Origin of the sequence: Pseudoalteromonas sp. SR43-5 (assembly GCF_014163835.1) — a bacterium.
Taxonomy (GTDB): domain Bacteria; phylum Pseudomonadota; class Gammaproteobacteria; order Enterobacterales; family Alteromonadaceae; genus Pseudoalteromonas; species Pseudoalteromonas distincta.
On the sequence record NZ_JACJEA010000048.1, the window covers coordinates 1 to 26,945 of the forward strand.

Consider the following 26,945-nt stretch of genomic DNA (forward strand, 5'->3'; position numbering starts at 1 on the left):
GGCTTTTTTACGTCTGCAGAAAAGTGAAATATGCGCAATTAACACACACTCACAGCACCCCCCATCACGTAGGTAGGTCGAGCGTAGCGACTCCCGACACAAAGAGAGTGTAGCATTTCACTGTGGCTCTCCACCGCTGTGGGCACTACGACATTACCAGGCTTCAAATTGTAGAGAGCCCGACTAGAAATAGCCGGGCTTTTTTACGTCTGCAGAAAAGTGAAATACGCGTAATTAACACATACTCATATCGCGACGCAAAGATAGTGTAGCATTTCACTGTGCCTCTCCACCGCTGTGGGCACTACGACACCACCAAGCTTCAAATTGTAGAGAGCCCGACTAGAAATAGTCGGGCCTTTTTACGTCTGCAGAAAAGTGAACTACGCGCAGTTAACACACACTCATATCAACATCATCACGCAGGTCGGGCGAGCGTAGCGACTCCCGACGTCAAAAGCATAAAAAACCTCCGCTCGACAATGAGTGGTAGCATTTGTACTGTGGGTAAATAATACCAATTGGTTTAACATCTGACCTAATATAAAAGCGTTAATTATCTGGTCTTGTGATAAGTATTGAACATGACCTTTAAGCCTTTATATACGCTTTAGGTAGGTTACTGAAGAGAATAAAAATAGAGGTTAATACAGAGGCTTACGCATAGAACTTAAATCTAATGGGCATGTGGTTTTTAAATAATAGTGTTCATGGAGTGCCTATCTAAACTTGCAGTATAAACTACCCTTCATTAATTGTTTTATAGCATGATAGGCGGTTAGGGGCTGCTTTAATTTCATATGTACTGAGCGTTATTAATTTTTAATCCTAAGATTAACGAAGGCCATATACTTTATATTAGAAAACTATCGACAAGACTTACTGAAAAGCAATTCATGTACTCCTTCAACTAAAGTTTATTTTGTATTCTCTTGGTTCTAACTAACCACCTATATACGCCGATAATGAACAATGCAGCAGATCCGAAGCCACTTAACACCCAAATGACTTTTAAAATGTTACCGCCAATGCTGCCGTCATGTAGAGGGTGCATCCAGTTTTTTATTTTACTAGCCGTACTTTGCTTATCTATATTAAACACGCTCTCTAACTTTCCTGTAAGTGCATTAACCTCTATATAGCTATGTGGAAAGCGATATGAAGGATCGTTTACAGTTTGAAATCTTAATCTGTAAATAGCATTTAAGTTTGATGGTGTTTCAATCCAAGCTAAACGCGCATTCGGTAATGCTTTTTCAGCTATTAATACCGCTTGTGATAAAGGAATATCGGTTTGTTTGCTCGGTTGAATTTGTGTTTTTGGTGGGGAGTTTATATCGCTAACTAGAGCGGTTAATATAGGATCTGTTTGTTTTGGAATAGCGAGCATAACACCTGTAACAGTTAAAGCTAGTAGCGGTATGCAGAAGGTTAAACCAATTAGTTTATGCCAGTCGTATAGCAAACCTATTTTAGAGCTACGAGATTTAAATTTTAGTGCCTTTACCCACTGCCCAGGCTTTGGAAACCAAGCAAAGAATCCAGAGATAAGAAGAACTATTGAGGCTATGCCTATATAGCCAACGACGAGAGTGCCCGCTGCTCCTGTTAGTAATGAAAAATGTAAGTTGTACATCCAAGTTACTAAGTATTTTCCCCAATAGTTTTTACGTATTACTTTATCACTACTGCTAGATAGCCATACCATTAAGGGGGCAAAGCCTTGTTCTTTTGTTTCTGTTGGATTGTAGTATCGCGCGGGAATTACTGAGTTTATACCTGTGTTTTCTAATCGCCATGGCCCTTGCTTTGAAGGGAAATTGGCTCTTAGCGTATTATATGCTTGATCCCAATTAGGCGTTTTTATGTTTGTAGTAGCGTCATTTGCTGGATTTAGCAGTAAGTCTATTTGCGGATAGTAAACTAATATAGAGCCAGAAAGAGTGATAATAGTAAGTAAAACACCTACTGATAGGCCTAAGTATAAATGTAACCGCCTGAATGTTTTTCGCCATGAAAGCTTTAGTGTCATTAATTAAATAGCCGTAATGAGTAATGCAGGTTTATTGGGCATTAAGGAATGATTAATTACGCGGTATATTATATGGTTTTTGATATGAGTTGTGCGGCATTTTGTCGCACTTATTAAATTAGGTATTTAGAAAGTAAAACGCCAGCCCTTGGCTGGCGTTAAAATACAAGCTTGAAGCTTATTTAAGCTTTAGGCCCTGCATTTTTTATATCGTCTGATACGTCGTACTTAGCAAAGTTTTCAGTGAAGTCAGCGGCTAGTTTTGATGCATATTCATTGTACTTAGCTTTGTCTTCCCAAGTATTGATTGGGTTAAGTAAGTTAGTATCTACACCAGGAACGGCTACCGGTACATCTAGGTTTAAAACATCAATGTGCTGAGTTTCAACACCCGCTAATTTACCAGATACGATTGCATCAATTACTGCACGAGTAGTTGGAATATCAAAACGTTTACCTGTGCCGTAAGGGCCGCCAGTCCAACCTGTATTCACAAGGTACACTTTAGCGCCAAACTCGCGTACACGCTTCATAAGAAGCTCAGCGTAAACACCAGCAGGGCGTGGGAAGAATGGTGCGCCAAAACATGTCGAAAATGTTGATTCAATATCGCTAGTAGAGCCAATTTCAGTAGAGCCAACTTTTGCTGTGTATCCACTTAAAAAGTGAAAAGCAGCAGCTTCTTCGCTAAGTATAGAAACTGGTGGTAATACACCGCTTACATCACAAGTTAAAAATACAACAGCTTTTGGTTCGCCTGCGCGGTTTTCTACTTTACGTTTTTCAACGTGTTCAAGTGGATATGCTGCACGGCTATTTTGAGTAAGGCTAGTATCGTTAAAATCTGGAATGCCTTTTTCATCTAACACTACATTTTCTAAAATAGTGCCAAAGCGAATAGCATTCCAAATTACAGGCTCATTCTTTTGTGACAGGTCGATACACTTAGCATAACAACCGCCTTCAATATTAAACACGCTGCCAGGTGCCCAACCGTGTTCGTCATCACCAATTAAAAAGCGAGTAGGATCTGCTGAAAGCGTTGTTTTACCTGTACCAGATAAACCGAAGAACAATGCTGTATCGCCTGCTTCACCAACGTTAGCAGAGCAGTGCATTGGTAATACACCTTTTGCTGGTAGTAGGAAGTTTTGCACAGAAAACATCGATTTTTTCATTTCACCGGCGTAACGCATACCAGCTAGTAATACTTTACGCTGTGCAAAGTTAATAATGACGGTGCCATCGCTATTTGTGCCATCACGTTCTGGCTCACATACAAACGAAGGAACATTCATTACTTGCCATTGCGGTAAGTTTGAAGCGTTATAGTTTTGCGGTTCGATAAACATGTTTTTGGCAAAAATATGGTGCCACGCTGTTTCTGTAGTTACGACTACAGGTAGATAATGCTCAGGGTCTGCGCCAACTTCTAGGTGAGAGGTGAAGTGGTCATTACTTTGAACATGTGCTTCTACGCGAGCCCATAAAGCGTCAAATTTGTCTGCATCAAATGGGCGGTTAACATTGCCCCATTGAATGTCATCTTGAGTTGTAGCTTCTTGTACAATAAAACGATCTTTTGGTGAACGACCAGTTCGTTTTCCTGTAATTGCAACAAAAGCACCATTTGCGGCTAAAGTACCTTCGCCACGGCGGATCGCATGCTCGACAAGTTCAGCTGCGGTTAAATCGACAAAACGTGTAGCGCCTGTAGTCATGTTTATACCTAACTATGTGTGAGAGTTTGAACGGATAGCTCTGGGGTTATCAGTGCCCTGAAACTGAAATTATAGTAACAGAAGGTTTTAAGATATTCGAGCCCGTAAAGCCTCTAAAAACACATATATTTAAGAAAAAACATGAATAATTTCAATGATACCGGTGTCATGAAATTAGCAGAAAAGATGACACCGGTATCATCTTTTTATAATATAAAACCGCATATTATGCGGCTTTAATTACTATATATAAATGAAGCTGAACATTTAGTTGAAAATGCTTTTTATATCTTGTTCGTTAAAAACATACTCTTTTAAACAGTAATGACAGTTAATATTAACAGACCCTTTTTCGGTTACGTCTTTAAGTAGTTCTTCTTGTCCAATATTAACAAGTGCAGTAATTGTTTTATCACGACTACAACCGCATTTGAATTTAATCGCTTGAGGCTCAAATACACGAGGGTTATCTTCGTGGTAAAGACGTGTAAGGACTGTATTTGCATCAAGATGTAACAACTCTTCATCTTTAATGGTGTTACTTAATGCTTCTAAGTGCGCAAAGTCTTCAATTGATTTTTGTTTATCAACTGGGAGTACTTGTAAAAATAGACCACATGCTTTTGCGCTACCTTCAGTTGTGTCGGTTGCAAACCAAAGACGTGTCTTTAATTGCTCTGATTGCTCAAAGTAACTTTCTATACATTCACTCAGAGTATCGTGCTCTAAGGGCACTATACCTTGGTAACGTTCACCCTTACTTGGTGTAATAGTGATCACCATATAGCCTTGGCCAATAAGCTCTTTTACAGTTGTACCCGTAATTTCGCTTTGCAGGCGTGCAATACCACGCATGTTTTGTTTGTCATCACCATTTATAACAGCATATTTGACAGGGCCATCACCTTGAAGCTGTACTGCAATTTCACCTTCAAACTTTAAAGTTGCGGTTAGTAAACAGGTTGCAACAAGTAGCTCACCTAGTAATGCTTTAACAGGGTCAGGGTAATTGTGGTCGGCAATCATTTCATTATAAGCATTCTCGATTTGTACGAGTTCGCCACGAACATCTAGTTCGTTGAATAAATAACGGTGAAGTAAATCTTGTTGCATGAGTGGCTATACCTAACTTGATTTCATTTTTAAAAGTTCGCGTCTTTGCTTTTTATCTGGTTTTTTATCCGGATGAGGAGCAAAAAAACTGTTATTTTTGCGTGCGATGCTGTTTTCTTCGCGTTTAGCAATACTTGCATCAGATTCTTGATACATGGTCTGTGCAATGGGGGCGCTTTGACGTTTTTCAAGCACTGTGAGTATAGTTATCAGTTTTTCATCTACACCCTGAGCAAGTTTTACTTTTGCACCAACATCTACTATTTTGCTCGCTTTTGTACGTTGGCCATTATAATGTACTTTGCCGCCTTGCACCATTTCACGTGCAACAGCACGAGTTTTATAAAATCGTGCAGCCCATAACCATTTATCTAATCGAACTTTTAACTCATCTGCATGGTCTGAGTTGGTATTAGCATTACTTTTTTTACTCATAAGGCATTTCCCCACGTTTTTATAGCTTAAAATTTATCATGAAATCATCGTAGGATGAAGGTATTACAACAGCCGTTTACTTTTTGTACTACTATGTAAAGTTAATTTAATCTGTTTACAAAGTTTAATATTAGTGTGCTTGTTGAAAGAAAAATGAAAGGGTACTATGGGTACGCGCTAACGCAGTAAATTAAAATAAGAACACTATTTATGGAACAGCATATCCAACAACTAAAACAATTTTTAACGCGGTTACCGCATGCTAAATTAAGTGCATTAGTGACACTGTTAGTTGTTGTTTATCTTGCATTTTTATTATCAAAGCTTGTCTGGCTTTTATGGCCGAAACCACCAGTAACTCTACTTACTCCTACTCATTATGCTAATCAGCCATCTGGTGCGAGTAATAACTCAGCGCAGCATATTATTGAGCAATTTTTATTTGGTAAAAAAACTGTAACAAACAACAATAATACTGCAAAACAATCGCAGGTTATAAATAATGCGCCAGAAACACGCCTAAGTATTAATTTAACCGGTATTGTAGCTGTTAATAATGATGACCAAGCAGGCATAGCAATTATTGAATCACAAGGTAAGCAAGTAAGCTACCTTGTTGAAGAAGTTGTACTTGGCACGCGCGCTGAAGTAGCGCAGATACTGCCTGATCGTGTTATTTTAGGTATTAATGGAGGTTTTGAAACATTAATGCTTGATGGGCTCGATTTTAGTAAAAAAGTATCTATGCCTGTACTCGCTGCGCGTGACGATGCCGAAATGGGTCCGCAAAAATTAGAGCCAAGTGAATTACAAATAGACGCCACTGCAGACCCAGACGTTAAAGAAGCAATTATAGAAACACGTGAAGAGTTACTCGAAGAACCGGGCAAGTTATTTGACTATATACGTGTTTCACAGGCTATGAATGATGGTGAACTAATTGGATATCGCTTAAGTCCAGGTAAAGAACCTGAACTGTTTAAGCAAATGGGATTAAAAAATAACGATTTGGCTATTTCTATAAATGGCTATCAATTAACAGATTTAAAACAGGCTATGTCAGCTATTAACGAGCTGCGTAATAGTACAGATGCCAATATCACTATAGAACGTGATGGTGAACAAATTGATGTGCAATTTAGTCTGCAATAATTTAGCTTTGGAGTTTTAATATAATGGTTCAGGTGCTACACCTCAAAAAAATTAAAAAAGGGTTAGCTAAGTACGCGGCACTTTTTTTGGCGGCAAGTATTTCTTTGTCTGTTTCTGCTGTTGAATATGCTGCTAACTTTAAAGGCACTGATATCAACGAGTTTATTAATATTGTTGGTAAAAATCTCAATAAAACAGTAATTATTGACCCTAACGTGCGCGGCAAAGTAAATGTTCGCAGTTATGAGTTAATGGACGAAGCGCTTTATTACCAGTTCTTCTTAAATGTATTGGAAGTTTATGGCTACTCAGCTGTTGAAATGGACAATGGCATTCTTAAGGTAGAAAAAAGTTCAGACGCCAAAAAATCAAATGTGCCACTTATTACCGAAGGTAACGAAGCTAGCGGCGATATGATGATTACACGTGTTGTACGTGTCAAAAATGTAAGCGTACAAGAACTAGGCCCTTTAGTTCGTCAATTTAGCGATCAAAAAGATGGCGGCCATGTTGCTAACTTTAATGCGGCTAACGTAATGATGTTAACGGGGCATGCTGCATCGGTTAATCGCTTAGTTGAGATTATTCGCTCTGTTGATCAGGCGGGTGATAAGCGTGTAGACATTGTTAAGCTTAAATATGCAACAGCAGATGATGTTGTCTCTGTGGTAGACAATATTTATAAAGACAGCGGCAAAGGCAGCGTACCTGAGTTTTTAATTCCAAAAGTAGTCGCAGATGGCCGAACTAATAGCGTTATTGTAAGTGGTGAAGGCCAAGCACGTACACGTGCCATAGAGCTTATTAAGCGCTTAGATGGCGAATTAGAAAGCCAAGGTAATACCAAAGTGTTTTACCTAAATTATGCTAAAGCTGAAGATTTAGTAAAAGTACTGCAAGGCGTAAGTAAGTCACTTGTTGAAGATGCACAAGGCGGTACCACTAAGACTCGTAGCAGAAGTAACAACGAAAGCAGTATAGAAGCTCACCCAGATTCAAATTCACTAATTATCACCGCACAGCCAGACACAATGCGCTCGCTTGAGTCGGTAATTGAACGTCTTGATATTCGCCGTGCACAAGTACTTGTAGAAGCCATTATTATTGAAGTAATGGAAGGCGACGGGGTTAACTTAGGCCTGCAGTGGATTTCTGAGCAGGGCGGTATGTTGCAATTTAACAATGGTACTACGGTTCCCGTGGGTTCATTAGCTGTTGCTGCAGAGCAAGCACAAGATACAACCGTAACTAAAACTATCATTGGTACAGAAACTGGAACCGTTACTAGTTATGACGAAACGACTGAGGGTGATTATGATGCGCTTGCTTCATTGCTAAGTGGCATTAATGGTTTAGCGCTGGGCGTTGTTAAAAATGATTGGGGCGCAATTATTCAGGCTGTTGCCACTGATACAAATTCAAATATATTGGCTACCCCTTCTATTACTACAATGGATAACGAAGAAGCCTCTATTTTAGTCGGTCAAGAAGTGCCTATTATTACAGGCTCACAAACGGGCAGTAATAATGCTAACCCATTTCAAACAGTTGAGCGTCAAGAAGTCGGTATTAAACTGATAGTTACGCCACAGATTAACGATGGCTCTGCAGTACAACTTACTATTGAGCAAGAAGTATCGAGTGTAAGTGGTGCAACTGCTGTTGATATTTCAGTTAATAAACGTGCAATTAAAACAACGGTTATGGCCGATGATGGCGGTATGGTTGTACTTGGCGGTTTAATTGACGAAGACGTACAAGAAAGTGTTTCTAAGGTACCGTTATTAGGCGATATCCCTATTTTAGGTCACCTGTTTAGATCAACAAATACAACGCGCCGTAAGCGTAATCTTATTGTATTTATTCGCCCAACCATTATTCGTGATGGTGTAAGCATGAATAAGTTAAGCTTTAATAAATATAACTTTATTCGTGGTGAGCAGTTTAAACAAAAAGAAGATGGTATTGAGTTAATGCCAATGACTGATACGCCTATTTTACCAGAGTGGAATGACGAACTAGTACTTCCACCTACGTATGAAGAGTCTCTACGTAAACAAAATGCACAAGAGCGTAAAGATGACTAATGCGATTCAAGAGATAAACCAAGATGTGGTTCATCCTCAAACGCATAATCAGGATGAGCTATTAACGAGTGATGTGTTAGTTGAGTTACCAGCAAAGCGTTTGCCATTTTCCTATGCAAGACGCGCAGGTGTGTTGCTTGGTAAAAACAAAGATCATCGTATAGTTTACTACCGTGGTGAGCTAGATGTTGAAGTACTATTAGAAGTACGCCGTATCGCAGGCCATGGTTTTACACTTGAGCAATTGGATGATGATAAATTTGAGCTATTGCTTGAAGCGTCATACCAACGTGATAGCTCTGAAACGCAACAAATGATGGAAGATATTGGCAACGAGGTTGATTTATTCTCACTTGCTGATGAGCTCCCGCAAACTGAAGATTTACTTGCTGGTGACGATGATGCACCAATCATCAAGCTTATTAACGCCATGCTAAGTGAAGCGATTAAAGAAGGGGCTTCTGATATTCATATCGAAACCTTCGAGCAAGAGCTTGTTATTCGCTTTAGGGTCGATGGCGTGCTTAAAGAAGTACTTAAGCCTAATCGTAAACTTGCATCGTTACTTGTATCTCGTATTAAAGTAATGGCTAAGCTTGATATAGCTGAAAAACGTATTCCACAAGATGGTCGTATTAGCTTACGTATTGCAGGGCGTGCAGTTGATGTGCGTGTATCTACAATGCCATCGAGCTTTGGTGAGCGTGTAGTACTGCGTTTACTTGACAAAAACAACGCGCGCTTAAACCTTGAAGATTTAGGTATGACCGCAGAAAATCGCGCATTGTTTTCAGATTTAATTAGTAAACCCCACGGCATTATTTTGGTAACAGGGCCTACGGGCTCTGGTAAAAGTACCACTTTATACGCTGGTATGAGCCAAATTAACTCACGCGATCGTAATATTCTCACCGTTGAAGATCCAATAGAGTACGAAATTCCAGGCATTGGGCAAACACAAGTTAATGCAAAAGTTGATATGACATTTGCACGTGGTTTACGTGCAATATTACGTCAAGATCCAGATGTAGTAATGGTGGGTGAAATACGCGACCTTGAAACTGCGCAAATTGGTGTTCAAGCGTCACTTACCGGTCACCTTGTTATGTCTACTTTGCATACAAATACCGCATCGGGTGCAATTACACGTATGGAAGATATGGGTGTTGAACCCTTCTTACTTTCATCGTCGTTACTCGGTGTATTGTCGCAACGCTTAGTACGTACGTTATGTAATACCTGTAAAGAGGGTCACACGGCTGATGAGCATGAATGCCAGCTGTTAGGGGTTCCTTTTGAAAGCCAACCGACAATCTATCGAGCGGTGGGGTGTGAAGAGTGTAACTTTAATGGTTACCGTGGTCGTACAGGTATTCATGAGTTACTTGTAGTTGATGAAACCATACGCGAAATGATTCACAACGGTAAAGGCGAGCAAAGCGTAGAAAAATACATTCGTAAGCGCAGCCCAAGTATTCGTCAAGATGGGTGTAGCCGTGTACTGGCAGGCAAAACAACACTTGAAGAAGTATTGCGTGTTACCCGTGAGGAAGGTTAACTATGGCGGCGTTTGAATATCGTGCCTTAGATGGCCGAGGTAAAGAAAAAAAAGGCATTTTAGAAGCTGATACGGCTAAACAAATCCGCCAAACTTTACGTGATCAAAAACTAACGCCGCTTGAAGTTGTTCCTGCGGCGCAAAGTGATAAACAGGTCAAAGGCGAAAAAGCCCCTTTACTCGGTGGCTTTTTTAAGCCGACAATTTCAACCTCAGACTTAGCATTAATTACAAGGCAATTAGCAACACTTATTCAATCGGCACTCCCTGTTGAAGGCGCTGTTATGGCGGTTGCTGAGCAATGCGAAAAGCCGCGTTTAAAGCGGATGCTTATGTCGGTACGCTCAAAAGTAGTTGAAGGTTACACCCTTGCCGATGGTCTTAGTGAGTTTCCTCATGTTTTTGACGACTTATACCGTGCAATGGTAGCCGCAGGCGAAAAGTCGGGGCACCTTGACCAAGTTCTTAATCGTTTAGCCGACTATACCGAGCAGCGCCAACATATGCGTAGCCAAATAACTCAGGCTATGGTTTACCCTATTATATTAGTGGTATTTGCAATTGGTATTGTGTCGGTATTACTGGGCACCGTAGTACCAAAAATATTAAAAACGTTTGAAAAAACGAAACAAGTACTTCCTTGGACAACCGAATGGGTTATGGCTGGCAGCCATTTTGTGCAAAATTATTGGTTTATTAGTTTAATAGCGATTACAGCTATAGCCATTGGTATTAAGCATGCACTTAAGCAGCCTAAAATACGTTTTTGGTGGGATGACCGAGTGCTACATATGCCAGGTATAGGTAAAGTGGCTCGTGGTATTAATACCGCACGTTTTGCGCGTACTTTAAGTATTTTATCGTCAAGCTCGGTACCATTACTTGAAGGAATGCGTATCTCGGGCGGCGTATTAATTAACGAAAAAATTAAAAAAGCGGTTGCAGATGCATCCGACAGAGTGAGTGAGGGTGCAAGCTTAAGAGCTGCACTTCAGCAAACTAAGTTGTTTCCACCAATGATGCTGCATATGATAGCAAGTGGTGAAAAATCAGGTGAACTAGAGCAAATGTTAGAGCGTGCTGCAAATAACCAAGATCGCGAATTTGAGAGCATGGTTAATGTATCGCTTAAACTACTAGAGCCTGCGATGATCGCCTCAATGGCGGTTATTGTATTATTTATAGTAATGGCAATATTACAGCCAATAATGGCGATGAATAAAGCTGTTGGACTTTAAGTTAGAATAAATTTTTAAATATATTAGTGGTTTTACCTAAACCATTTTTACTTAATGTTTTTAGAATAATGAGGTAATTACGTGAATAAACAATCAGGTTTTTCTTTACTAGAAGTGATGGTGGTACTGGTTATCATCGGGATGATTATGTCAATTGTTGCACCTAACATTATGGGTCAGCAAGAAGAGGCTGCTATTGATAAAGCACATCTAGATATCCAGCAATTAGAAGATGCAATGAGCTTATACAAGCTTAAAAATAAGAGCTACCCAAGCACAGAGCAAGGTCTTGAAGCGCTAGTTACCCAAACAAGCATTGAACCGGTTCCAAAACGTTTCCCTGATGGTGGCTTTATTAATGAATTACCAGAAGATCCTTGGGGTAATACTTATCAGTTAATTAGCCCAGGTGAAATTGGCAAGTTTGATATTTTTTCTATGGGCCCAGACGGTGAAGCAGGTACTGATGACGATATCGGTAACTGGGACGAAGAAAAACAATAATGCCTAAGTACACCGTTCTGTATGAACATGTTAATGCTAGAGGCTTGCTATGAAAGCAAGCCTTAAGCAGCGCCATGCAAAAAGCAGAGGCTTTAGTTTAATAGAAATTTTAGTGGTATTAGTGATCATCGCTTTTGCCACCAAAATGGTGGTATATAGCTTAGAAGGCGGTGCTGAGGAGGAGTTAGATACTCAAGCACTAAGGCTGCATACCACCATTAATATGGCATCGGAATTTGCTATTTTAAACCAAGTTGAATTGGGCTTATTAGTAGAAGAAAATACATTAGAGTATTTAGTTTTCGATGGTGAAAAGTGGATTACTTTTGACCGTGAAAATCTTTTTAAACCAATAGAATTAGATGAAAGATTAAAGCTCACGCTTAACTTAGAAGATTTAGCGTGGGCGCAAGATAACCTCTTAGAGCAATCTAACTGGCGCGAGCTTATGAGTGGCGGCGATGAAGACAGTTTACTTGAGCTTAAAAAGTTAAAAATACCACAAGTACTTATTTTGTCATCAGGTGAGGTAAGCGCGTTTCAACTTGTATTAGAGTTAAAAGAGCAAAGCGAACCTGTGTATTACATTGAAGGTGAATTTACTGCACCAGTAAACTTTCGCCGAGAGCCAGAATAATGAAGCGCACTAAAGGGTTTACCTTATTAGAGGTGTTAGTGGCATTAAGTATTTGTGCCATGGCGGGTATAGCTGCAATGCAAGCAACAAGCGAGCATATTCACCACTTAACGACTATTGAAGAGCAAACCTATGCATCTTGGGTCGCCGAAAACGTTATTATTGAACAGCGTACTAAAGGCGAACAATGGCAAGGTAAAAATAACCTTAAAGGCAGCGAAGTAATGGGCGGTGTTGAATGGTTTTGGCAGCAAGAAGTTACAGCCACAGCTGACAAAAGCTTTGTAAAACTAACCATAAATGTTTTTACGGATGAAAAATATGAGCATTCAGCATATGAGTTATCAACGTATTTAAATAAAGGCAAAAAGTAAGTGAAGCAGCGCGGGTTTACATTACTTGAAGTTATGGTTGCACTGGGTATTTTAGCTTTTGTTATTATTGCTACTCATCAAATACTCGAGACGACAACAAGAGCAAAAGATGCCTCCGATGAAAAAATTGCTGAGTTAAATGGATTACAAACAACATTTAGATTAATGGATCAAGATTTTAGCCAAATGACCAAACGCGCAGTTCGCAATGAGTCGGGTGATGTTCAAGAGCAATATTTACTTGCTGGTCGTTACGTTTTAGAAAGCCAATACGATGGTATCGCGTTTGTACGAGATGGCTGGATAAATCCAATTAACTTATTGCCACGTTCAGAACTACAAGCTGTTGGTTATAGAGTGATTGACGATAACCTTGAGCGTGTTTATCGGGTTTATGTTGATCAGCTTGATAATATGGAGCCGCGAGTTCAACGTGTGCTAGAGAATGTTGAAGAACTTAAGTTTGAGTTTTTAGATGATAAAAACGAATGGCAAGAACAGTGGGAAATTAAAGCCCTCCCTAAAGCGGTTGCTGTTACGTTGCAACAAATAGAAGCAGAGCCAATTCGTCGTGTATTTTTAGTTCCTGGGCAAGGCAAAGTTGTTGCTACACAAACTACGGATGTGAATAATGGTTAAGCAGCAATCATCGCGCGGTGCAGCACTTGTTATTGTTTTGTTTATTGTGGCATTAGCGGCTATTTTAGCTGTAGAAATGAGTGCTAATTTAATGGTTCAAGTGCAAAAAAGTACAAACTTGCAAGGTCACCAACAAGCTAAATGGTACGCCTACGGTGCAGAAGAGCTTGCTATTAAAGGGCTAATACAAAGTAAAAAAGATGATGCCGATAAAACAACACTCGATCAAGTGTGGGCAACTCAAGGAGATGCTTCATACCCTGTTGATAACGGCACGTTAAGTGGCAAAATTACAGATTTACAAGCATGTTTAAATTTAAATGCTTTAGCCATAGCGCCAGAAGAAAATAGCGTAAGTAAAACAAACCCTGCACACAAAGCACTCTTTGCATTACTTGAAAACATTGAAGATTTACCTGCTGACGAATCAGAAGAGACGATGGCAGATAGTGTATTTGATTGGCTTGATGAGAACAGTATTACGTATCGCTCAGGTGCAGAAGAAGACGAGTACTTATCGCGAGATTTTCCGTATATGACAGCCAATAGCTTATTTGCATCAACATCGGAGCTGCGTTTAGTTAAGGGCTTTAACCCATTAGTGATGGAAAAAGTATTGCCATATGTATGCGTAATACCAGGCAGTACGCTTTTATCAATTAACGTAAATACATTATTGCCAGAGCAAGCGCTCATACTCAGTGCCTTGATAGAAAGCTTAAGCTTATCTGGCGCAGAAGCGGTGTTAGGCGCAAGACCGCAAACAGGCTTTGACACCATCGATGAATTTTTTGAACAGGTGAAGCAGCAAGGCGGTACTAATACTGACTCAATAAAAAGTCTATTTAGTATTAAAAGCGAATATTTTAAATTACAAACGCAGGCAAACTTTGTCGACCTGCGTTTTTCGATGACCACATTACTGCACGCTAAAGATGGCGACGTAACGATACTGGCGCGAAAATTTGGAGGCGTACAGTGACAGAAATACTGTTGATCCGCACGGGTCAAACCGAACAAGAATTACTTAACTGGTTAATTTACTCACCACAAGAACAAGAAATAATAGCCAGTGGCGAGTTACCAAATGCAGAGCATTTAAGTGAGCTAAGCGAAAAAGCACTTACCCGAGAAGTTGTCGTGTTATTACCCAGTGACCAAGTGCAATTAAAAACGGTCGCTTTGCCAACAAAATGGAATCGCAAGCTTGAGCAAGCATTGCCATACATGCTTGAAGAAGATATAGCATGTGACGTAGATGAACTGTTTATAGCAGTAGCGCAGCCGACAATGCTTGGTGAGCAACATGCAATTCGTGTAGCAATGACAGACCGTGAATGGTTTGAACAATGGCTTGCATTATTTGCTGAGCATAATCTATCAGTATACAGAATATTACCCGATGCTTTGTTGTTACCGCTCGCAGATGATGGCGCCGTAACTGCTATTGAGCTCAACAACCAATGGTTGTTTAAGCAAGGGCAATGGCATATTAGTGCGGTTGAATCTAGTTGGTTGAATGGCTATTTAACAGCCATGGGTAACCCCGACATTAAACATTTTAGTCCTGCTAATCAGTTTCCTGAAAGCGTTAACTTACAAGCCCAAACAAGCGATTACGACTTACCTTTAGCATTATTTGCAAAACAGTTAGATAGCGTTAATTTTAACTTACGCCAAGGTATGTATCAGCTTAAAAAACAAAGCGCTTTGTGGTGGGGTTACTGGAAAGGCGCCGCAATTATAGCAAGTGTTGCATTGGTTTCTACAATTACAATAAAAGCTATTGAGTTACACCAACTTAATACACAAGTAGAAGTAGCTAAGGCTCAAGTAGTCGACAGATATCAAAAAGCATTTCCGGGAACTAAAGTTCGCCCTAATCTAATTAAAAGCCAAATTAAAGGCGCGTTAGATAAAATACAAGGCTCAAGTGAATCCGGCTTTTTAGACTTAACGACTAATTTGGTTGATGTATTTTCGCAAGTCAGCGAATTTACACCTGAAACACTTCGTTATGACAAACGTCGTAATGAGCTGCGAATTCGTGCACGGGCTAAAGACTTCCAAACTTTTGGTAAAGTAAAAATCATACTTGAAAAGCAAGGTTTAACTGTTGAGCAAGGGTCTTTAAATAATGACGGTGATTATGTCGTAGGCGAAATTAAACTGCGAGGTGCAGTATGAAAAAGCAGTTAATGAAACAGTGGCGTTCGCTTAAAGAGCAAGAACAACAATTGGTAATGGTCGCTGGTGGCGTGTTTATTATTTTTGTTTTAGTAATGGGGATATTTAGGCCATTAAATAACGCGATAGAAAAAGCACAGCAATCTCAAATTAAACAACAAGAGCTATTAGCTTGGGTTGATGACAGTATTGTTAAGCTAAAGGCTGCAGGCAACACCAGTGTTGCTAGCAATACAAACTTAAGCCAAGTGGTAAACTCTACTCGTGGACGCTATAAAATCAATATTAGTAAAATGCAGCCCAGTAGTGATTCACTTCGTTTGACGCTTGACTCAGTAGAGTTTAATCAGTTAATAGAATGGCTAGATGAGCTAGTAAATCAGCATGGTTTAAAAATTGAAAATTTAGATTTAAGTCGCGATGATAAATCAGGCTATGTGCGCGTAAGCCGTTTAGTATTAGAGAATTAATTAATGAAAAAAATAATAACGTTATCGGCTGTCTTTTTAATTAGTTTTATTGTGTTTTGTATTATTAAATTACCAGCACATATTGCACTAGATATAGCAAAACCGTACTTTCCAAAGCAATTAGAAGTAGGCCAAACTGTAGGCACTGTTTGGCAAGGTCAAATGATGCAAGTTCGTTTTGATGGTGAACAGTTAAATAATGTGCGCTGGGATATTGCAGGCTGGAAATTATTTACAGGCAAACTAAATGCGAACATAAAATTTGGTAATCCACGAGAACGCAGTGATATTTCGGGTTACGCAGATGTAAGTTATGGGTTTTTTAATAAAAAAGTGATAGTGACTGACGCCCTAGTACGCTCAACTGTAGAGCGTGCAATGCAACGTGTGCAACTTCCTCTGCCTGTTACCGCTAAAGGGCGTGTGATATTAGAACTTGATGAATACAGCTCAGGCGCACCTTATTGTGACTCACTAAAAGGTGAAATAGCGAGCCCTAATATTGATGTTCAAGGTTTAAATGGATGGTTTAATATTGGACCTCTAGCAGGTAAGTTAAGCTGTAAGTCGGGTGATGTTGCTATATTAATTGACCCAGATAATACGCTTGGCCTTGAGGCCGATGCTACACTTAAAGCTAATTTCGACTTTAGAGTGGCAGGTTATGTAAAACCAGATGCCAGCTTACCTAAAGATATACATGATGCGGTTAAGTTTTTAGGCCGACCAGATAACCAAGGTCGCTACCCGCTCAACTTTTAATGTTTTAATATAAAGAGTTTTAATGCAAATACCCCAATTTACTGAGTTGCACGCAAAGCAGCTCAGCTCATTTTTAAATACCCAATCTCAAGCAATGACCCTTGTACAAAGCCAAGGCTATTTATTTGGTGTAATTTGTTCGCCTAACCCATTAGATGTACATGAGTGGCTTGAGCAGATATTGCCAAACACAGCTAATGATTTAGATGAAGAAATGCTTTTTTTGTTTATGGCGCTTTATCACAAAATTAGTGAGCAGGTGTTCGAAACTGGATATAAATTACCAGACACATTTGATGCTGAATTTTGTAAGTCGTGGAGTAAAGGCTTCTTAGTTGCAACGAAAGCTTATGCAGAACCTTTGTTAAATGCACCGCAATTAGACGTTGATTTTAAACAAGCATTAGAAAGTGCGTTAAGCACACTAAGCTTTTTTGCACTCGACCAGCTAGCAATAGCTCAGATTGCCAAACAAAATAACATGACAATAGAAGCTTTGTGTCAGTATCAGTATGAATCTATGGGTGACTTTGCATTAGGGTTTGCTGAACTAATTGAAGTGGTCGCAATTAATAGTGGCTTGATAACCGACGAGAGTTGGGAAGAGTAATTATTAGAGCTAGGCGCTTAGTTTAATCTAAGTGCCTAGCTCTAATATAATATCCGTACAGCCTTGTTTGCACTTTACTATGCCTTTACCAGGTTCACTGGTGGCTAAATCAAGTGTTAAAACCCCATTACACTTCTCACACTTTAATGTTTTGCCTTGCGCTAATTGCTTGAGCATATTGCGCTGCTTATGAAATGAGTCGCTTGCTTTTTTATTTAATCCTGAAAAATCCACTACTTTGCTCGCTTTTGCTCTAATGCTTCAGTCACTATTTTACATACCGTATTTAAACGGTCGTCATAAAAATAAAGGTTTAAGTCACGCTCACGACAATAGCGTAGGTGAAATAACTGAACAGAGTCATCTGTTGTAAACGTTTTTTCTACATACTCACCTTCAGATGCAGATAGTTTAAGTTGACTGCTGATCCTATTTTTCGCCATATTTGCAGCGGGGCTTCTGTTGACCTTGCTTGCATCACTTAAAAAGCCAATGCCTTCACCTAGTAACCTTTCGCGAGGTTCTTTTATAAGTGGGTGATCGATTGTAAAAAAGGCAAGGATCACAACTACCAAAATAATAAATTTTTTCATGGATACGTAAACCTTGATCTAAGTAGGGTTGAATTACCATGCAGTGTAATAAACTGCATTTTAAAAGCAAGTAACTGGGATGAATAAATTATTAGCAATCTATGCCAGTAATTTTAACCAACATTGTTATAATGGTTAACAGCAGTCAGATATTTCTGAAATATCTGAAAGTATTCGAGAAGGCAATTTATTAAAGTAAATATGCCTAGCAAGTAACTTGCTAACTTTAAGTATAGAGTACTTGAGTATTGCTGGATTTTTATTTCCAAGCGGCGTTGAGGAACTTCGATGGACAAGCAAATTAAAGTAAAGAATATCCCTGTAGAGGTGAAAATCCAAAAACCGGATTTAAGCCGTCAAGATGATAGGTTCAATCCCCGAAATCGTATTTATGTGCGTGCTGTAAAAGGCCTACATCAATTACTTAGACAGCGCATTGGCTTTTTAGGCCTGCTTGCGTTTATGTTACTACCTTGGATTAATTTTAATGGCCAGCAAGCTGTGCTGTTTGATCTAATTGGTCAAAAATACAATATTTTTGGTTTAACGCTATGGCCTCAAGATTTTACTATATTAGCGTTTATCTTTATGTTGGCAGCATTTGCGTTGTTTTTAGTGACCACCTTCTATGGACGGGTGTGGTGTGGCTATACATGTCCGCAAACTGTTTGGACTTTTATTTTTATTTGGTTCGAAGAAAAGCTTGAAGGCACGGCTAATCAACGTAAAAAACTCGATCAACGACCCATGAATTTTGATAAGTTTTGGCGTAAGACGGCAAAGCATACTAGTTGGGTATTGTTTTCGTTGTATACCGCTATTTCTTTTGTGGGTTACTTTACGCCAATAAGGGAGTTACTCCCTGACTTTGTAACGTTTGATGTAGGCGGTTATGCACTAGTCAGTATTATTTTCTTTGCTGCGTGTACCTATGGTAATGCCGGTTGGATGCGAGAAATTATGTGTTTACACATCTGTCCTTACTCCCGTTTTCAATCAGCTATGTTTGATAAAGACACATACACCGTAACGTACGACGAAAGCCGAGGTGAAAGCCGTGGTCCTCGTTCACGTAAAGTAGACCATAAAGATTTAGAACTAGGCGACTGTATAGACTGTAACTTGTGCGTTCAAGTGTGCCCAACAGGTATTGATATTAGAAATGGGCTACAAGCTGAGTGTATCAACTGTGGTGCATGTATTGATGCGTGTGATGGCGTAATGGATAAAATGGAATACCCGCGTGGGCTTATTTCATATACGACAGAGCGAAATCTCGAAACCCCAGAAAATAAAACGAATCCACTGCGAGCTAAAATTATTGGTTACACGGTCATACTTGTTGTGCTTACGGGAGCGCTTGTCGCTAATATAGCACTGCGTAAAACAATGGACTTTGATATTATTCGTGACCGAAACCAATTATATCGTGTCGATTTTGATGGTTTAGTAGAGAACACCTATACATTAAAGGTAATTAATAAAGCGCAGTACGAGCAAACCTTTAATATTAAAGTACAAGGGTTAGATAACTTTGAGTATATTGGTAAGCAGTCATTTACTGTGCAGGCAGGGGAATCTCATAACGTACCATTGTCACTTGTAATGGACCCTTATGATTTGAAGGCGCCGATGACTGAGTTTAACTTTGTGCTTTCACCGGTAGATGAGCCGGATGAGACAATATCGCAGTCGAGTAACTTTTTTAAAGCGCGATAATCGCAACTTACCTTAAATTAGGTAAGTTGATATAGCAATTAACAAAAGCGGGTATATAACCCGCTTTTATTTTATATAAGAAGAGTATGAGTAAATTTAGTTTTATTGACTTAACACCTGATCTAATACTCGATGCAATAGAAAGCGTAGGTGTGTACGCCGAATCTGGTTTATTAGCGCTCAATAGCTATGAAAACAGAGTGTACCAATTTAAAGCGGATGATGGCCTGCGTTACGTAGTGAAGTTTTATCGCCCAGAGCGCTGGAGTAAAGAGCAAATTCAAGAAGAGCATGACTTTGCATTTGAACTAGCGGATGCAGAAGTACCCGTTGTTGCCCCTATTTTATATAATGGGCAAAGCTTGTTTGAACACGAAGGGTATTTGTTTGTGTTGTTTCCAAGTGTAGGTGGGCGTTTATTTGAGGTTGATAATTTAGATCAGCTTGATGTAATGGGGCGATTAATTGGCCGAATGCACCAAGTAGCTAAAACAAAACCTTTTACTTATAGGCCAACAGTTACCTGCGAGGAGTACTTGCATACAGCCAAAGTTCATCTTCAAAAAAGTAACTTAGTGCCCATGGGAATAAATACTGCCTTTTATACTATTTTAGATTTAGTGATAGAGCAGGCGCAAAAACAGTATAAAGATGTGCAAAGTATTCGCTTACATGGTGACTGCCACGTTGGTAATATTTTATGGGCAGGTGATGCGCTAATGTTTGTTGATTTAGATGACAGCCGCCAAGGTCCTGCAATCCAAGATTTATGGATGATGCTCAGTGGCGATAGAGCGACGCAACTGTTACAGTTAGACACCCTTGTAAATGCGTATGAAGAGTTTTGTGATTTTGATCACTCTCAACTCAAATTAATTGAACCGCTGCGAGCAATGCGTATTATTCATTATATGGGATGGGTAGCTAAACGATGGAGTGATCCTGCTTTTGTGCGGAACTTTACATGGTTTGCTGATGACAAATACTGGGAGCAACAAATTTTAGCACTGAAAGAGCAACTTGCAGCATTGCAAGAAGCACCGTTAAAGTTATTGCCGTAATATTTTATTTAAAGACAAGTACAACGAGATACAAATGCTTAAAAAATTAAAACTGAGTTTATTACTTTTATGTTTACCATTTGCAGCACTTGCTGCACAGTTTGAAGTTGATAATCAATACACTGTTATAGATGTAGACAAAAGCAAGTCACCGCAAGTAACCGAGTTTTTCTCATTTTACTGTCCACATTGCTTTAAGTTTGAACCAGTAGCAAAAGCAATTGAAAAAGGCTTGCCAGAAGGCGCTGAGTTTATTAAAAACCACGTTAACTTTTTAGGTGGCGTGTCACCACAAGCACAAAGTAATTTAAGCTTTGCCTACTTAATTGCTAAGCAGCATGGTCAGGCGCAAAGTATTAGCGATCAAATTTTTAAAAGTATCCATGTTCAACGTGCACCATTAACTGAAATGAAAGACGTTAAAAAATTACTTGAAGTAAATGGTATTGATAGCGCAACATTTGATCAAGAGATCGCAAGCATGCCTGTTATTTCAGCTGAGCAAGCAATGCAAAACAAACAGAATAAATATTCAAAATTAGGCGCACTTACAGGTGTACCTACTTTTATTGTTAACGATAAATATAAAATAAACCTCAACACCATCAAAAATCAAAAAGAACTTGATGAGTTAGTAGCGTTTTTATTAGCACTATAAATTTCGGAGTATAATAATGATTAAATTAGTTAAAGCAGGTTTGCTTGCAATATTACTTCCTATGGCAGCAACAAGCTTTGCAGCAACGTATGAAGAAGGCGTGCATTACGACGTAGTTTCTGAGCGTGCAACTAAAAAGCCAGAGGTTAAAGAGTTCTTCTCATTTTACTGCCCTGCATGTAATAACATGGAAGCACTAATTGGTGAGTTTAAGCCTAAGCTTGATAAAAACGTTAAATTTAAAAAGAGCCATGTTGATTTTGTAGGTGTACGTGACCCAGAAAACCAACAGATGATGAGCCAAGCACTGGCGACAGCTGAAGTGCTTCCACAAAAAGATCAGATTATTTCTGCAATCTTTAATCATATCCATACAAAGCGCGCTAAATTTAATGAGCTTGCAGATGTAAAAGATATATTTGTAGCGCAGGGCGTTGATGGTGATAAGTTTAATAAGCTGTTTAAAAGCTTCTCGGTACGTACGCTAAGCTCTAAAATGAAACGCGATCAAGACTACTTTAAAGAAAAAGGCGCACTACGTGGCGTACCTACCTTTATTGTAAATGGTAAGTACAAATTAAACCTAGGTCGTGAGTCGGGTATTACTAAACCTGAAGACATTAGCAAATTAATAAATTACTTAGCTAACAAGTAAGTTTAGCTAAAACAAAAAAGCTCCTTAAGGAGCTTTTTTGCTTTATAAGGATATAGCGATTGAAAAAATATTAGTATCGAGTTGTTTGCTAGGGCAGCCTGTTCGCTACGATGGCAGAGGACACGCAATTTTGCATCCACAGCTTAATTTGTGGCAAAAACAAAATAGATTAATTGTGTTTTGTCCTGAGGTCGCTGGTGGGCTTCCTACTCCTAGAGCTCCTGCTGAAATAATACAGGGGAGTGTAGTTACTAATTTAGGAGAAGATGTAACAGAACAGTTTCAAACTGGAGCTAATATAGCGCTAGAACTCTGTAAAAAGAATCAAGTTCGTTTTGCTCTACTTAAAGAATCGAGCCCTTCTTGCGGACGAAATACAATATATGATGGAAAGCATCACGGAGTAAAAATCGAAGGGCTAGGCTTAACTACAGCATTATTAATAAAAAATGGTATTCAAGTATTTAGTGAAGAGCAAATACCAGCACTTATAAAAGTACTGGCACTTTAATTTTGGCTGGTTATTTGCGCTGTAAGAAAACGCCCGACTCAATGTGATGCGTATAAGGGAACTGATCAAATATAGCAAAGCGCTTAACGTTATGCGTACGTGTTAAGTGATCAAGGTCACGCTCAAGAGTTTCAGGATTACAGGATATATAAATTATGCTTTCGTAGTTAGCCACTAAGTCACACGTTAATTCATCCATGCCCGCGCGTGGTGGATCAACTAATATGGTTTGGCAGTCATAGCTTTTTAAATCAATACCATCTAAACGAGAGAAAGTACGCTCGCCATTCATTGCTTGAGTAAACTCTTCACTAGACATACGAATAATATCTAAGTTCTCTACGTTGTTTTTAGCAATGTTGTATTGAGCAGAGTGAACAGATGATTTTGATATTTCCGTCGCTAATACTTTATTAAAACAGCCCGCTAATGCAATTGAAAAGTTACCGTTACCACAATACAATTCTAGTAAATCATTTTTAAGTGGTTTACATAAATCTTGTGCCCACTCCAGCATATTAATATTTACTTTTGCATTAGGCTGAGTAAAGCTATTTTCTACTTGTTGATAAATAAGCTCTTGCCCATTAACTGTTAAACGTTCAGTTACAAAGTCATCACCTAGTACTTCTTTTTGTTTGCGAGCACGACCTATAAAGTCAATTTTGTATTTACTGCTAAGCTTTTCTTTCAGTGCTTTAATTTCACTTAACCATTCATCATCCAGTGGTTTGTGATAAAGCAAGCTTACTAAAATTTCACCGCTTAGCGTTGATAGGTAATCGATTTGAAATAACTTACGGCGTAATATTTCACAAGGCTTAAGATTTTCAATCATCACCTGCATTATTTCACCTACTAGAGGCGCTGCTGGGTCAAATGTATCAACACGGATTTTTTCTTTTGTTTGTTGATCAAACATAATGTGAAACAGATCATCACCGTCGTGCCATACTCTAAATTCAGCACGTTGGCGGTAGTTAGTTGGCTCTGAGCTAAATACTTCTAATTGCTCCACACCAAAACGTTGAAACTGCGTACTAATTCGCTGCTCTTTTTCACTTAACTGCGCTTGGTACTGTGTGGTATCTATTTTAATAACTGCCATTAACGCTACTACCTTATCTAAGATCTGTTTATCGGCGCTATTGTAGGGAGCGCTGCGTATTTGTCTAGTTTTGGCTAGCATTTATGCTGTTTTATTGAACATTGTACTTTAGTTTTTGTTGTTATAGCCGATAATAAACTACGCACGCTTAGGAGACGAATCATGAAAATAGGTAATTATGGCTTTACGCCAAACAACAACATCAATAAATTCAATAATAAAGCTGATATACAGCAACCTACAATTACGTCTCCTCAAGATAGCTATCAACAACGAGGCCGAGAGTTGGCCGCAAAGGTGCTTGGCGATAAAATGGCTGAGCAGCTTGGATTACCTATCGCAGAAAAAAAAGCAGATAAACCACTATTTGATTTTGATGAAATAGTAAAAAACGTACTCGATTTTGTAAGTAGTGCTGTAAATAAAGCAAAAGCTAACGGCGCTGATGACGAAAAGCTCAAAGATATGCTAGGCGATGCGCGCAAAGGAGTCCAAATAGGGATTGATGACGCTGTTGATGAACTCAAAGGTACAGGCGTATTTAATGATGACATGGAAGAGGGCATTAATAAGTCCAAAGAGGGAATTTACAATGGGCTGGATAAGTTTGAAGAGTCGTTATTTAACCCACAACCTGCCAGCGTAAATATAAGCCAGGCCCAATACGTCAGTATGACGAGTAATGCAGAGTATAAATTTACTACAGCAGAAGGCGATGAGGTAAGTATTAGCTTTGCTGATGCATTTGAATCTCAATCGGCAAGTGGCTATCAGCAAAATAGTAATAGTGAGTCGTTTGCAAGCTCATCATCGCAATCTCGACAGGTATCATTTTCGATGTCGGTAAATGGTGACTTAAACGAGCAAGAGCAAGAAGCTATTAATGCGATGATGGAAGACTTACAAGATTTAAGTAAAACCTTTTTTGGTGGTGATTTAGATGAAGCATTTGAACAAGCGCAAGAGCTGAGTTTAGACAGCGATCAGCTGGTGGCTTTTTCTATGGATTTACGCCAAACAAAAACAATAGCAACAGTTAAAAGCTATGAAGAATATAAACCAGCACCAGAAAAACAAGTAGCAGAGGGGTTAGCCCCTTTTAATGACGACCTTAAAAATGCTTTTGAAAAAGCGGGTGAGCTTGGATTACAAAATCAGCTAGCTGGCATTCTCCAATGGTTAAATCAAGATCAGGAACAAATAGATAAGTTAGTAGATTATACAAAGTCTATGTTCGAAAACCTTAATCAGTTAAATTCAGCAGCCGACAGGCTTACTGATTTAGAAGCCACGCAAAGTTAAACTACTTTCTTTTATAAAAACCTCATGGCAAACTGCCGATCTTAAAGTAAAGTAGGAACGGTAGTTTGTCAGCGCATATAATGGTCTTTGATTCAGGTATTGGTGGAACTACCGTACTTGAACATATCAAGCAAAGTATCCCCAATGCTCAGTACAGCTATTTTATGGATAATGCATTACTACCTTATGGTGCTCAATCCCAACAAACTATAATTAACCGATTATGTTCACTTATTCATTTCATCAAAGCCAACACGCTTAACGTCGATTTAATTGTAATAGCGTGTAATACAGCTTCTACATCTGCACTCAGCGCTGTTCGCCAAATTACGGATATTCCTATTGTAGGTGTTGTGCCAGCAATAAAGCCTGCGGCAGAATTAACACGCTCAAATCATATTGGCTTGTTAGCCACGCCGGCAACGGTCGCCAGTTCATACACAAAAACATTAATTGCTGAACATGCACGTAATGTAATCGTTAACCTTTATAGCAGTGTTGAATTAGTAACGTTAGCTGAGGAATGCTTTTTTACAGGCTCTTTAGATACAAATAAGTTGTATCAAGTACTCGATGAACTACATATAGATAAAACTATAGATGTACTTGTACTAGGGTGTACGCACTTTCCGATATTAGCAGGGCCGATTAGTCAGTACTTTGAAGGGAATGTAAAATTACTTGATTCAGGTGTAGCGATAGCAAATAGAGTCAACTTCCTACTTAACCAACTTAACTTATGTATGGATAAACAAACAGACATAAAAAAGCCGCTGCAATATTATGCAACGGCTGATGTGTTTAGCAATAAGCTAGCGGTAAAGCTAGTTACACTGACTGATCCGTCTCAGTACGTAGAGCATTAGAATCATCTTCTTGTTTTTGTTTTGCTTCACGTACCTTTAAAGTACGTTGTTGGAACTCGCTATCGTTCAAGTTAGCAATTGCATTGTCTGCATCAGCTTGCGCCATTTCAACAAAACCAAAGCCACGACGTTTGCCAGTATTCTTATCCTTTAATAAACGAACATTGAATACTTTGCCTTGTTCTTCAAATAATGCACGAACCACACCTTCGTTTGCACGATAAGGAAGGTTACCAACATAAAGCGTTTTTGTTTTAACTTCAGCTTCTTCAGTCACATCAGATGATATTGCAGCAATAGCAATCGCACCAATTAATAAACCAGCACCAAATAGTAATGCAGGGTTTAAAGCTAAGCCGCCTAAAGCAAACTCAACAACAACAAAACCAACTACAGCAAGAATAACAGAGAAGATAAAAGATTTTTGATCGGGTAATTTCATTTTAGATCTACCAATAAACAGGAAATAAACATTAATTTAACATTGTGAACTTGCTATCTTAACGCCTAAATCAAACATAGCAATGATATTTGTATTAAATAATAAATAAGAGCATAAAAAAGCATCATCTTAGAGGGGTTTTCATGTGGTTTTACGTGGTTTTGTTCTATTTTTGTTCGAACAGTAAAAAGATCTAAAAAAAGGGTTGATCTGTTTTTGGATCTCCCTATAATGCGACCCCACTGAGACGGGAAACGCCGAAGCATAGCAAGGCACGAACTACTCAGAGAGTTAAATAAAACTTCGGTTTTAAATCTTCCAAAAGAAAATTTAAAACAAAGTATTGACTCGAAAAATAAAGGGTGTATTATTCGCATCCCTTGAGGCGCTAAAGCGACTCAAAACGTTCTTTAACAATATAAAGCAATCATCTGTGTGGGCACTCGTACAGATTGAGTTCTAACAGCCAAGCTACTTCGTTCTTTATTGAGCAAGTAACGAGGCAAACAAA

Annotated in this window: 28 protein-coding genes; 20 read left to right on the forward strand and 8 right to left on the reverse strand. The window is 39.0% G+C overall.

Going from position 1 to position 26,945, the window contains the following annotated elements:
- Window positions 1-910 precede the first annotated feature (910 nt).
- The 4 genes from H5090_RS19510 to hslR all read right to left on the reverse strand — a co-directional run bounded on the left by H5090_RS19510 (window position 911) and on the right by hslR (window position 5,301).
- Window positions 911-2,032, reverse strand: coding sequence for a PepSY domain-containing protein (locus H5090_RS19510; protein WP_182696526.1), 1,122 nt, complete (start codon window positions 2,030-2,032; stop codon window positions 911-913).
- A 182-nt stretch (window positions 2,033-2,214) separates the two neighbouring features.
- On the reverse strand, window positions 2,215-3,753 hold the full coding sequence (locus H5090_RS19515) for a phosphoenolpyruvate carboxykinase (RefSeq protein ID WP_182696527.1): 1,539 nt from the start codon (window positions 3,751-3,753) through the stop codon (window positions 2,215-2,217).
- Window positions 3,754-4,020: 267 nt separating this feature from the next.
- Window positions 4,021-4,866: an Hsp33 family molecular chaperone HslO gene (gene hslO / locus H5090_RS19520; protein ID WP_076926093.1), complete on the reverse strand. Its 846-nt coding sequence runs from the start codon at window positions 4,864-4,866 to the stop codon at window positions 4,021-4,023.
- Window positions 4,867-4,878: 12 nt separating this feature from the next.
- Window positions 4,879-5,301: a ribosome-associated heat shock protein Hsp15 gene (hslR, locus tag H5090_RS19525; RefSeq protein ID WP_024598238.1), complete on the reverse strand. Its 423-nt coding sequence runs from the start codon at window positions 5,299-5,301 to the stop codon at window positions 4,879-4,881.
- 210 nt (window positions 5,302-5,511) lie between these two features.
- On the opposite strand from hslR, the gene gspC reads away from it, so the two are divergent.
- From gspC to H5090_RS19590, 13 genes are all read left to right on the forward strand, one after another.
- Window positions 5,512-6,453, forward strand: coding sequence for a type II secretion system protein GspC (gspC, locus tag H5090_RS19530; RefSeq protein ID WP_182696528.1), 942 nt, complete (start codon window positions 5,512-5,514; stop codon window positions 6,451-6,453).
- A gap of 23 nt (window positions 6,454-6,476) precedes the next feature.
- Window positions 6,477-8,540 (forward strand): type II secretion system secretin GspD, encoded by a 2,064-nt coding sequence (gene gspD / locus H5090_RS19535; RefSeq protein WP_154904192.1) that lies wholly within the window; start codon window positions 6,477-6,479, stop codon window positions 8,538-8,540.
- Window positions 8,533-10,098 (forward strand): type II secretion system ATPase GspE, encoded by a 1,566-nt coding sequence (gene gspE / locus H5090_RS19540; RefSeq protein WP_002962032.1) that lies wholly within the window; start codon window positions 8,533-8,535, stop codon window positions 10,096-10,098. The genes gspD and gspE overlap by 8 nt, the downstream gene beginning before the upstream one ends.
- Before the next feature lie 2 nt (window positions 10,099-10,100).
- A complete protein-coding gene (gene gspF, locus H5090_RS19545; protein ID WP_002962033.1) occupies window positions 10,101-11,336 on the forward strand; it encodes a type II secretion system inner membrane protein GspF in 1,236 nt (411 codons plus the stop codon).
- An 81-nt stretch (window positions 11,337-11,417) separates the two neighbouring features.
- On the forward strand, window positions 11,418-11,840 hold the full coding sequence (gspG, locus tag H5090_RS19550; RefSeq protein ID WP_002962036.1) for a type II secretion system major pseudopilin GspG: 423 nt from the start codon (window positions 11,418-11,420) through the stop codon (window positions 11,838-11,840).
- A 49-nt stretch (window positions 11,841-11,889) separates the two neighbouring features.
- Complete coding sequence (locus H5090_RS19555) at window positions 11,890-12,477, forward strand: Tfp pilus assembly protein FimT/FimU (protein ID WP_182692487.1); 588 nt, start codon at window positions 11,890-11,892, stop codon at window positions 12,475-12,477.
- On the forward strand, window positions 12,477-12,851 hold the full coding sequence (gene gspI / locus H5090_RS19560) for a type II secretion system minor pseudopilin GspI (protein WP_002962039.1): 375 nt from the start codon (window positions 12,477-12,479) through the stop codon (window positions 12,849-12,851). Before H5090_RS19555 ends, gspI begins: the two co-directional genes overlap by 1 nt.
- Window positions 12,852-13,490: a type II secretion system minor pseudopilin GspJ gene (gene gspJ / locus H5090_RS19565; RefSeq protein ID WP_002962041.1), complete on the forward strand. Its 639-nt coding sequence runs from the start codon at window positions 12,852-12,854 to the stop codon at window positions 13,488-13,490.
- Window positions 13,483-14,472, forward strand: a complete 990-nt coding sequence (gene gspK / locus H5090_RS19570; protein ID WP_182696529.1) for a type II secretion system minor pseudopilin GspK — start codon at window positions 13,483-13,485, stop codon at window positions 14,470-14,472. The genes gspJ and gspK overlap by 8 nt, the downstream gene beginning before the upstream one ends.
- Window positions 14,469-15,677: a type II secretion system protein GspL gene (gene gspL / locus H5090_RS19575; protein WP_024605963.1), complete on the forward strand. Its 1,209-nt coding sequence runs from the start codon at window positions 14,469-14,471 to the stop codon at window positions 15,675-15,677. Before gspK ends, gspL begins: the two co-directional genes overlap by 4 nt.
- Complete coding sequence (gspM, locus tag H5090_RS19580) at window positions 15,674-16,147, forward strand: type II secretion system protein GspM (RefSeq protein WP_024596393.1); 474 nt, start codon at window positions 15,674-15,676, stop codon at window positions 16,145-16,147. Before gspL ends, gspM begins: the two co-directional genes overlap by 4 nt.
- A gap of 3 nt (window positions 16,148-16,150) precedes the next feature.
- Window positions 16,151-16,909 (forward strand): type II secretion system protein N, encoded by a 759-nt coding sequence (locus tag H5090_RS19585; protein ID WP_182696530.1) that lies wholly within the window; start codon window positions 16,151-16,153, stop codon window positions 16,907-16,909.
- A gap of 22 nt (window positions 16,910-16,931) precedes the next feature.
- Window positions 16,932-17,519, forward strand: a complete 588-nt coding sequence (locus H5090_RS19590) for a UPF0149 family protein (RefSeq protein ID WP_024596395.1) — start codon at window positions 16,932-16,934, stop codon at window positions 17,517-17,519.
- 27 nt (window positions 17,520-17,546) lie between these two features.
- On the opposite strand, the gene H5090_RS19595 is transcribed toward H5090_RS19590, so the two are convergent.
- On the reverse strand, window positions 17,547-17,753 hold the full coding sequence (locus tag H5090_RS19595) for a hypothetical protein (RefSeq protein ID WP_002962050.1): 207 nt from the start codon (window positions 17,751-17,753) through the stop codon (window positions 17,547-17,549).
- Entirely contained in the window at window positions 17,753-18,112 is a 360-nt protein-coding gene (locus H5090_RS19600; RefSeq protein WP_182696531.1) for a hypothetical protein, read from the reverse strand. The genes H5090_RS19595 and H5090_RS19600 overlap by 1 nt, the downstream gene beginning before the upstream one ends.
- Window positions 18,113-18,400: 288 nt before the next feature.
- Here H5090_RS19600 and ccoG point away from each other — a divergent pair, with 288 nt between their 5' ends.
- The 5 genes from ccoG to H5090_RS19625 all read left to right on the forward strand — a co-directional run bounded on the left by ccoG (window position 18,401) and on the right by H5090_RS19625 (window position 22,716).
- Window positions 18,401-19,831: a cytochrome c oxidase accessory protein CcoG gene (gene ccoG, locus H5090_RS19605; protein WP_182696532.1), complete on the forward strand. Its 1,431-nt coding sequence runs from the start codon at window positions 18,401-18,403 to the stop codon at window positions 19,829-19,831.
- Between the two features lie 86 nt (window positions 19,832-19,917).
- The gene (locus H5090_RS19610) at window positions 19,918-20,892 is read left to right on the forward strand and encodes a serine/threonine protein kinase (protein WP_024596396.1); all 975 of its coding nucleotides are present in this window, start codon (window positions 19,918-19,920) and stop codon (window positions 20,890-20,892) included.
- 34 nt (window positions 20,893-20,926) lie between these two features.
- Window positions 20,927-21,550, forward strand: a complete 624-nt coding sequence (locus H5090_RS19615; protein ID WP_002962054.1) for a thiol:disulfide interchange protein DsbA/DsbL — start codon at window positions 20,927-20,929, stop codon at window positions 21,548-21,550.
- A 16-nt stretch (window positions 21,551-21,566) separates the two neighbouring features.
- Entirely contained in the window at window positions 21,567-22,205 is a 639-nt protein-coding gene (locus tag H5090_RS19620) for a thiol:disulfide interchange protein DsbA/DsbL (RefSeq protein WP_024605958.1), read from the forward strand.
- Between the two features lie 58 nt (window positions 22,206-22,263).
- The gene (locus tag H5090_RS19625) at window positions 22,264-22,716 is read left to right on the forward strand and encodes a DUF523 domain-containing protein (protein ID WP_002962057.1); all 453 of its coding nucleotides are present in this window, start codon (window positions 22,264-22,266) and stop codon (window positions 22,714-22,716) included.
- A gap of 10 nt (window positions 22,717-22,726) precedes the next feature.
- On the opposite strand, the gene trmA is transcribed toward H5090_RS19625, so the two are convergent.
- On the reverse strand, window positions 22,727-23,824 hold the full coding sequence (trmA, locus tag H5090_RS19630; RefSeq protein WP_154904185.1) for a tRNA (uridine(54)-C5)-methyltransferase TrmA: 1,098 nt from the start codon (window positions 23,822-23,824) through the stop codon (window positions 22,727-22,729).
- A 162-nt stretch (window positions 23,825-23,986) separates the two neighbouring features.
- Between trmA and H5090_RS19635 the strand changes: the two genes are divergently transcribed.
- Entirely contained in the window at window positions 23,987-25,126 is a 1,140-nt protein-coding gene (locus tag H5090_RS19635; protein ID WP_182197436.1) for a DUF5610 domain-containing protein, read from the forward strand.
- A gap of 65 nt (window positions 25,127-25,191) precedes the next feature.
- Window positions 25,192-25,992: a glutamate racemase gene (gene murI, locus H5090_RS19640; protein WP_182696533.1), complete on the forward strand. Its 801-nt coding sequence runs from the start codon at window positions 25,192-25,194 to the stop codon at window positions 25,990-25,992.
- Here the strand turns inward: murI and H5090_RS19645 are convergent.
- Window positions 25,955-26,434 (reverse strand): RNA-binding protein, encoded by a 480-nt coding sequence (locus H5090_RS19645; protein WP_024596401.1) that lies wholly within the window; start codon window positions 26,432-26,434, stop codon window positions 25,955-25,957. The genes murI and H5090_RS19645 overlap by 38 nt on opposite strands.
- Between the last annotated feature and the right edge of the window lie 511 nt (window positions 26,435-26,945).

Excerpts from the sequence above, each read along its gene's own strand:
- H5090_RS19510 (WP_182696526.1), bottom strand. The coding sequence starts at position 2,032 with ATGACACTAAAGCTTTCATGGCGAAAAACATTCAGGCGGTTACATTTA.
- H5090_RS19515 (WP_182696527.1), bottom strand. The coding sequence starts at position 3,753 with ATGACTACAGGCGCTACACGTTTTGTCGATTTAACCGCAGCTGAACTT.
- hslO (WP_076926093.1), bottom strand. The coding sequence starts at position 4,866 with ATGCAACAAGATTTACTTCACCGTTATTTATTCAACGAACTAGATGTT.
- hslR (WP_024598238.1), bottom strand. The coding sequence starts at position 5,301 with ATGAGTAAAAAAAGTAATGCTAATACCAACTCAGACCATGCAGATGAG.
- gspC (WP_182696528.1), top strand. The coding sequence starts at position 5,512 with ATGGAACAGCATATCCAACAACTAAAACAATTTTTAACGCGGTTACCG.
- gspD (WP_154904192.1), top strand. The coding sequence starts at position 6,477 with ATGGTTCAGGTGCTACACCTCAAAAAAATTAAAAAAGGGTTAGCTAAG.
- gspE (WP_002962032.1), top strand. The coding sequence starts at position 8,533 with ATGACTAATGCGATTCAAGAGATAAACCAAGATGTGGTTCATCCTCAA.
- gspF (WP_002962033.1), top strand. The coding sequence starts at position 10,101 with ATGGCGGCGTTTGAATATCGTGCCTTAGATGGCCGAGGTAAAGAAAAA.
- H5090_RS19555 (WP_182692487.1), top strand. The coding sequence starts at position 11,890 with ATGAAAGCAAGCCTTAAGCAGCGCCATGCAAAAAGCAGAGGCTTTAGT.
- gspI (WP_002962039.1), top strand. The coding sequence starts at position 12,477 with ATGAAGCGCACTAAAGGGTTTACCTTATTAGAGGTGTTAGTGGCATTA.
- gspK (WP_182696529.1), top strand. The coding sequence starts at position 13,483 with ATGGTTAAGCAGCAATCATCGCGCGGTGCAGCACTTGTTATTGTTTTG.
- gspM (WP_024596393.1), top strand. The coding sequence starts at position 15,674 with ATGAAAAAGCAGTTAATGAAACAGTGGCGTTCGCTTAAAGAGCAAGAA.
- H5090_RS19585 (WP_182696530.1), top strand. The coding sequence starts at position 16,151 with ATGAAAAAAATAATAACGTTATCGGCTGTCTTTTTAATTAGTTTTATT.
- H5090_RS19590 (WP_024596395.1), top strand. The coding sequence starts at position 16,932 with ATGCAAATACCCCAATTTACTGAGTTGCACGCAAAGCAGCTCAGCTCA.
- H5090_RS19600 (WP_182696531.1), bottom strand. The coding sequence starts at position 18,112 with ATGAAAAAATTTATTATTTTGGTAGTTGTGATCCTTGCCTTTTTTACA.
- ccoG (WP_182696532.1), top strand. The coding sequence starts at position 18,401 with ATGGACAAGCAAATTAAAGTAAAGAATATCCCTGTAGAGGTGAAAATC.
- H5090_RS19610 (WP_024596396.1), top strand. The coding sequence starts at position 19,918 with ATGAGTAAATTTAGTTTTATTGACTTAACACCTGATCTAATACTCGAT.
- H5090_RS19615 (WP_002962054.1), top strand. The coding sequence starts at position 20,927 with ATGCTTAAAAAATTAAAACTGAGTTTATTACTTTTATGTTTACCATTT.
- H5090_RS19620 (WP_024605958.1), top strand. The coding sequence starts at position 21,567 with ATGATTAAATTAGTTAAAGCAGGTTTGCTTGCAATATTACTTCCTATG.
- trmA (WP_154904185.1), bottom strand. The coding sequence starts at position 23,824 with ATGGCAGTTATTAAAATAGATACCACACAGTACCAAGCGCAGTTAAGT.
- H5090_RS19635 (WP_182197436.1), top strand. The coding sequence starts at position 23,987 with ATGAAAATAGGTAATTATGGCTTTACGCCAAACAACAACATCAATAAA.
- H5090_RS19645 (WP_024596401.1), bottom strand. The coding sequence starts at position 26,434 with ATGAAATTACCCGATCAAAAATCTTTTATCTTCTCTGTTATTCTTGCT.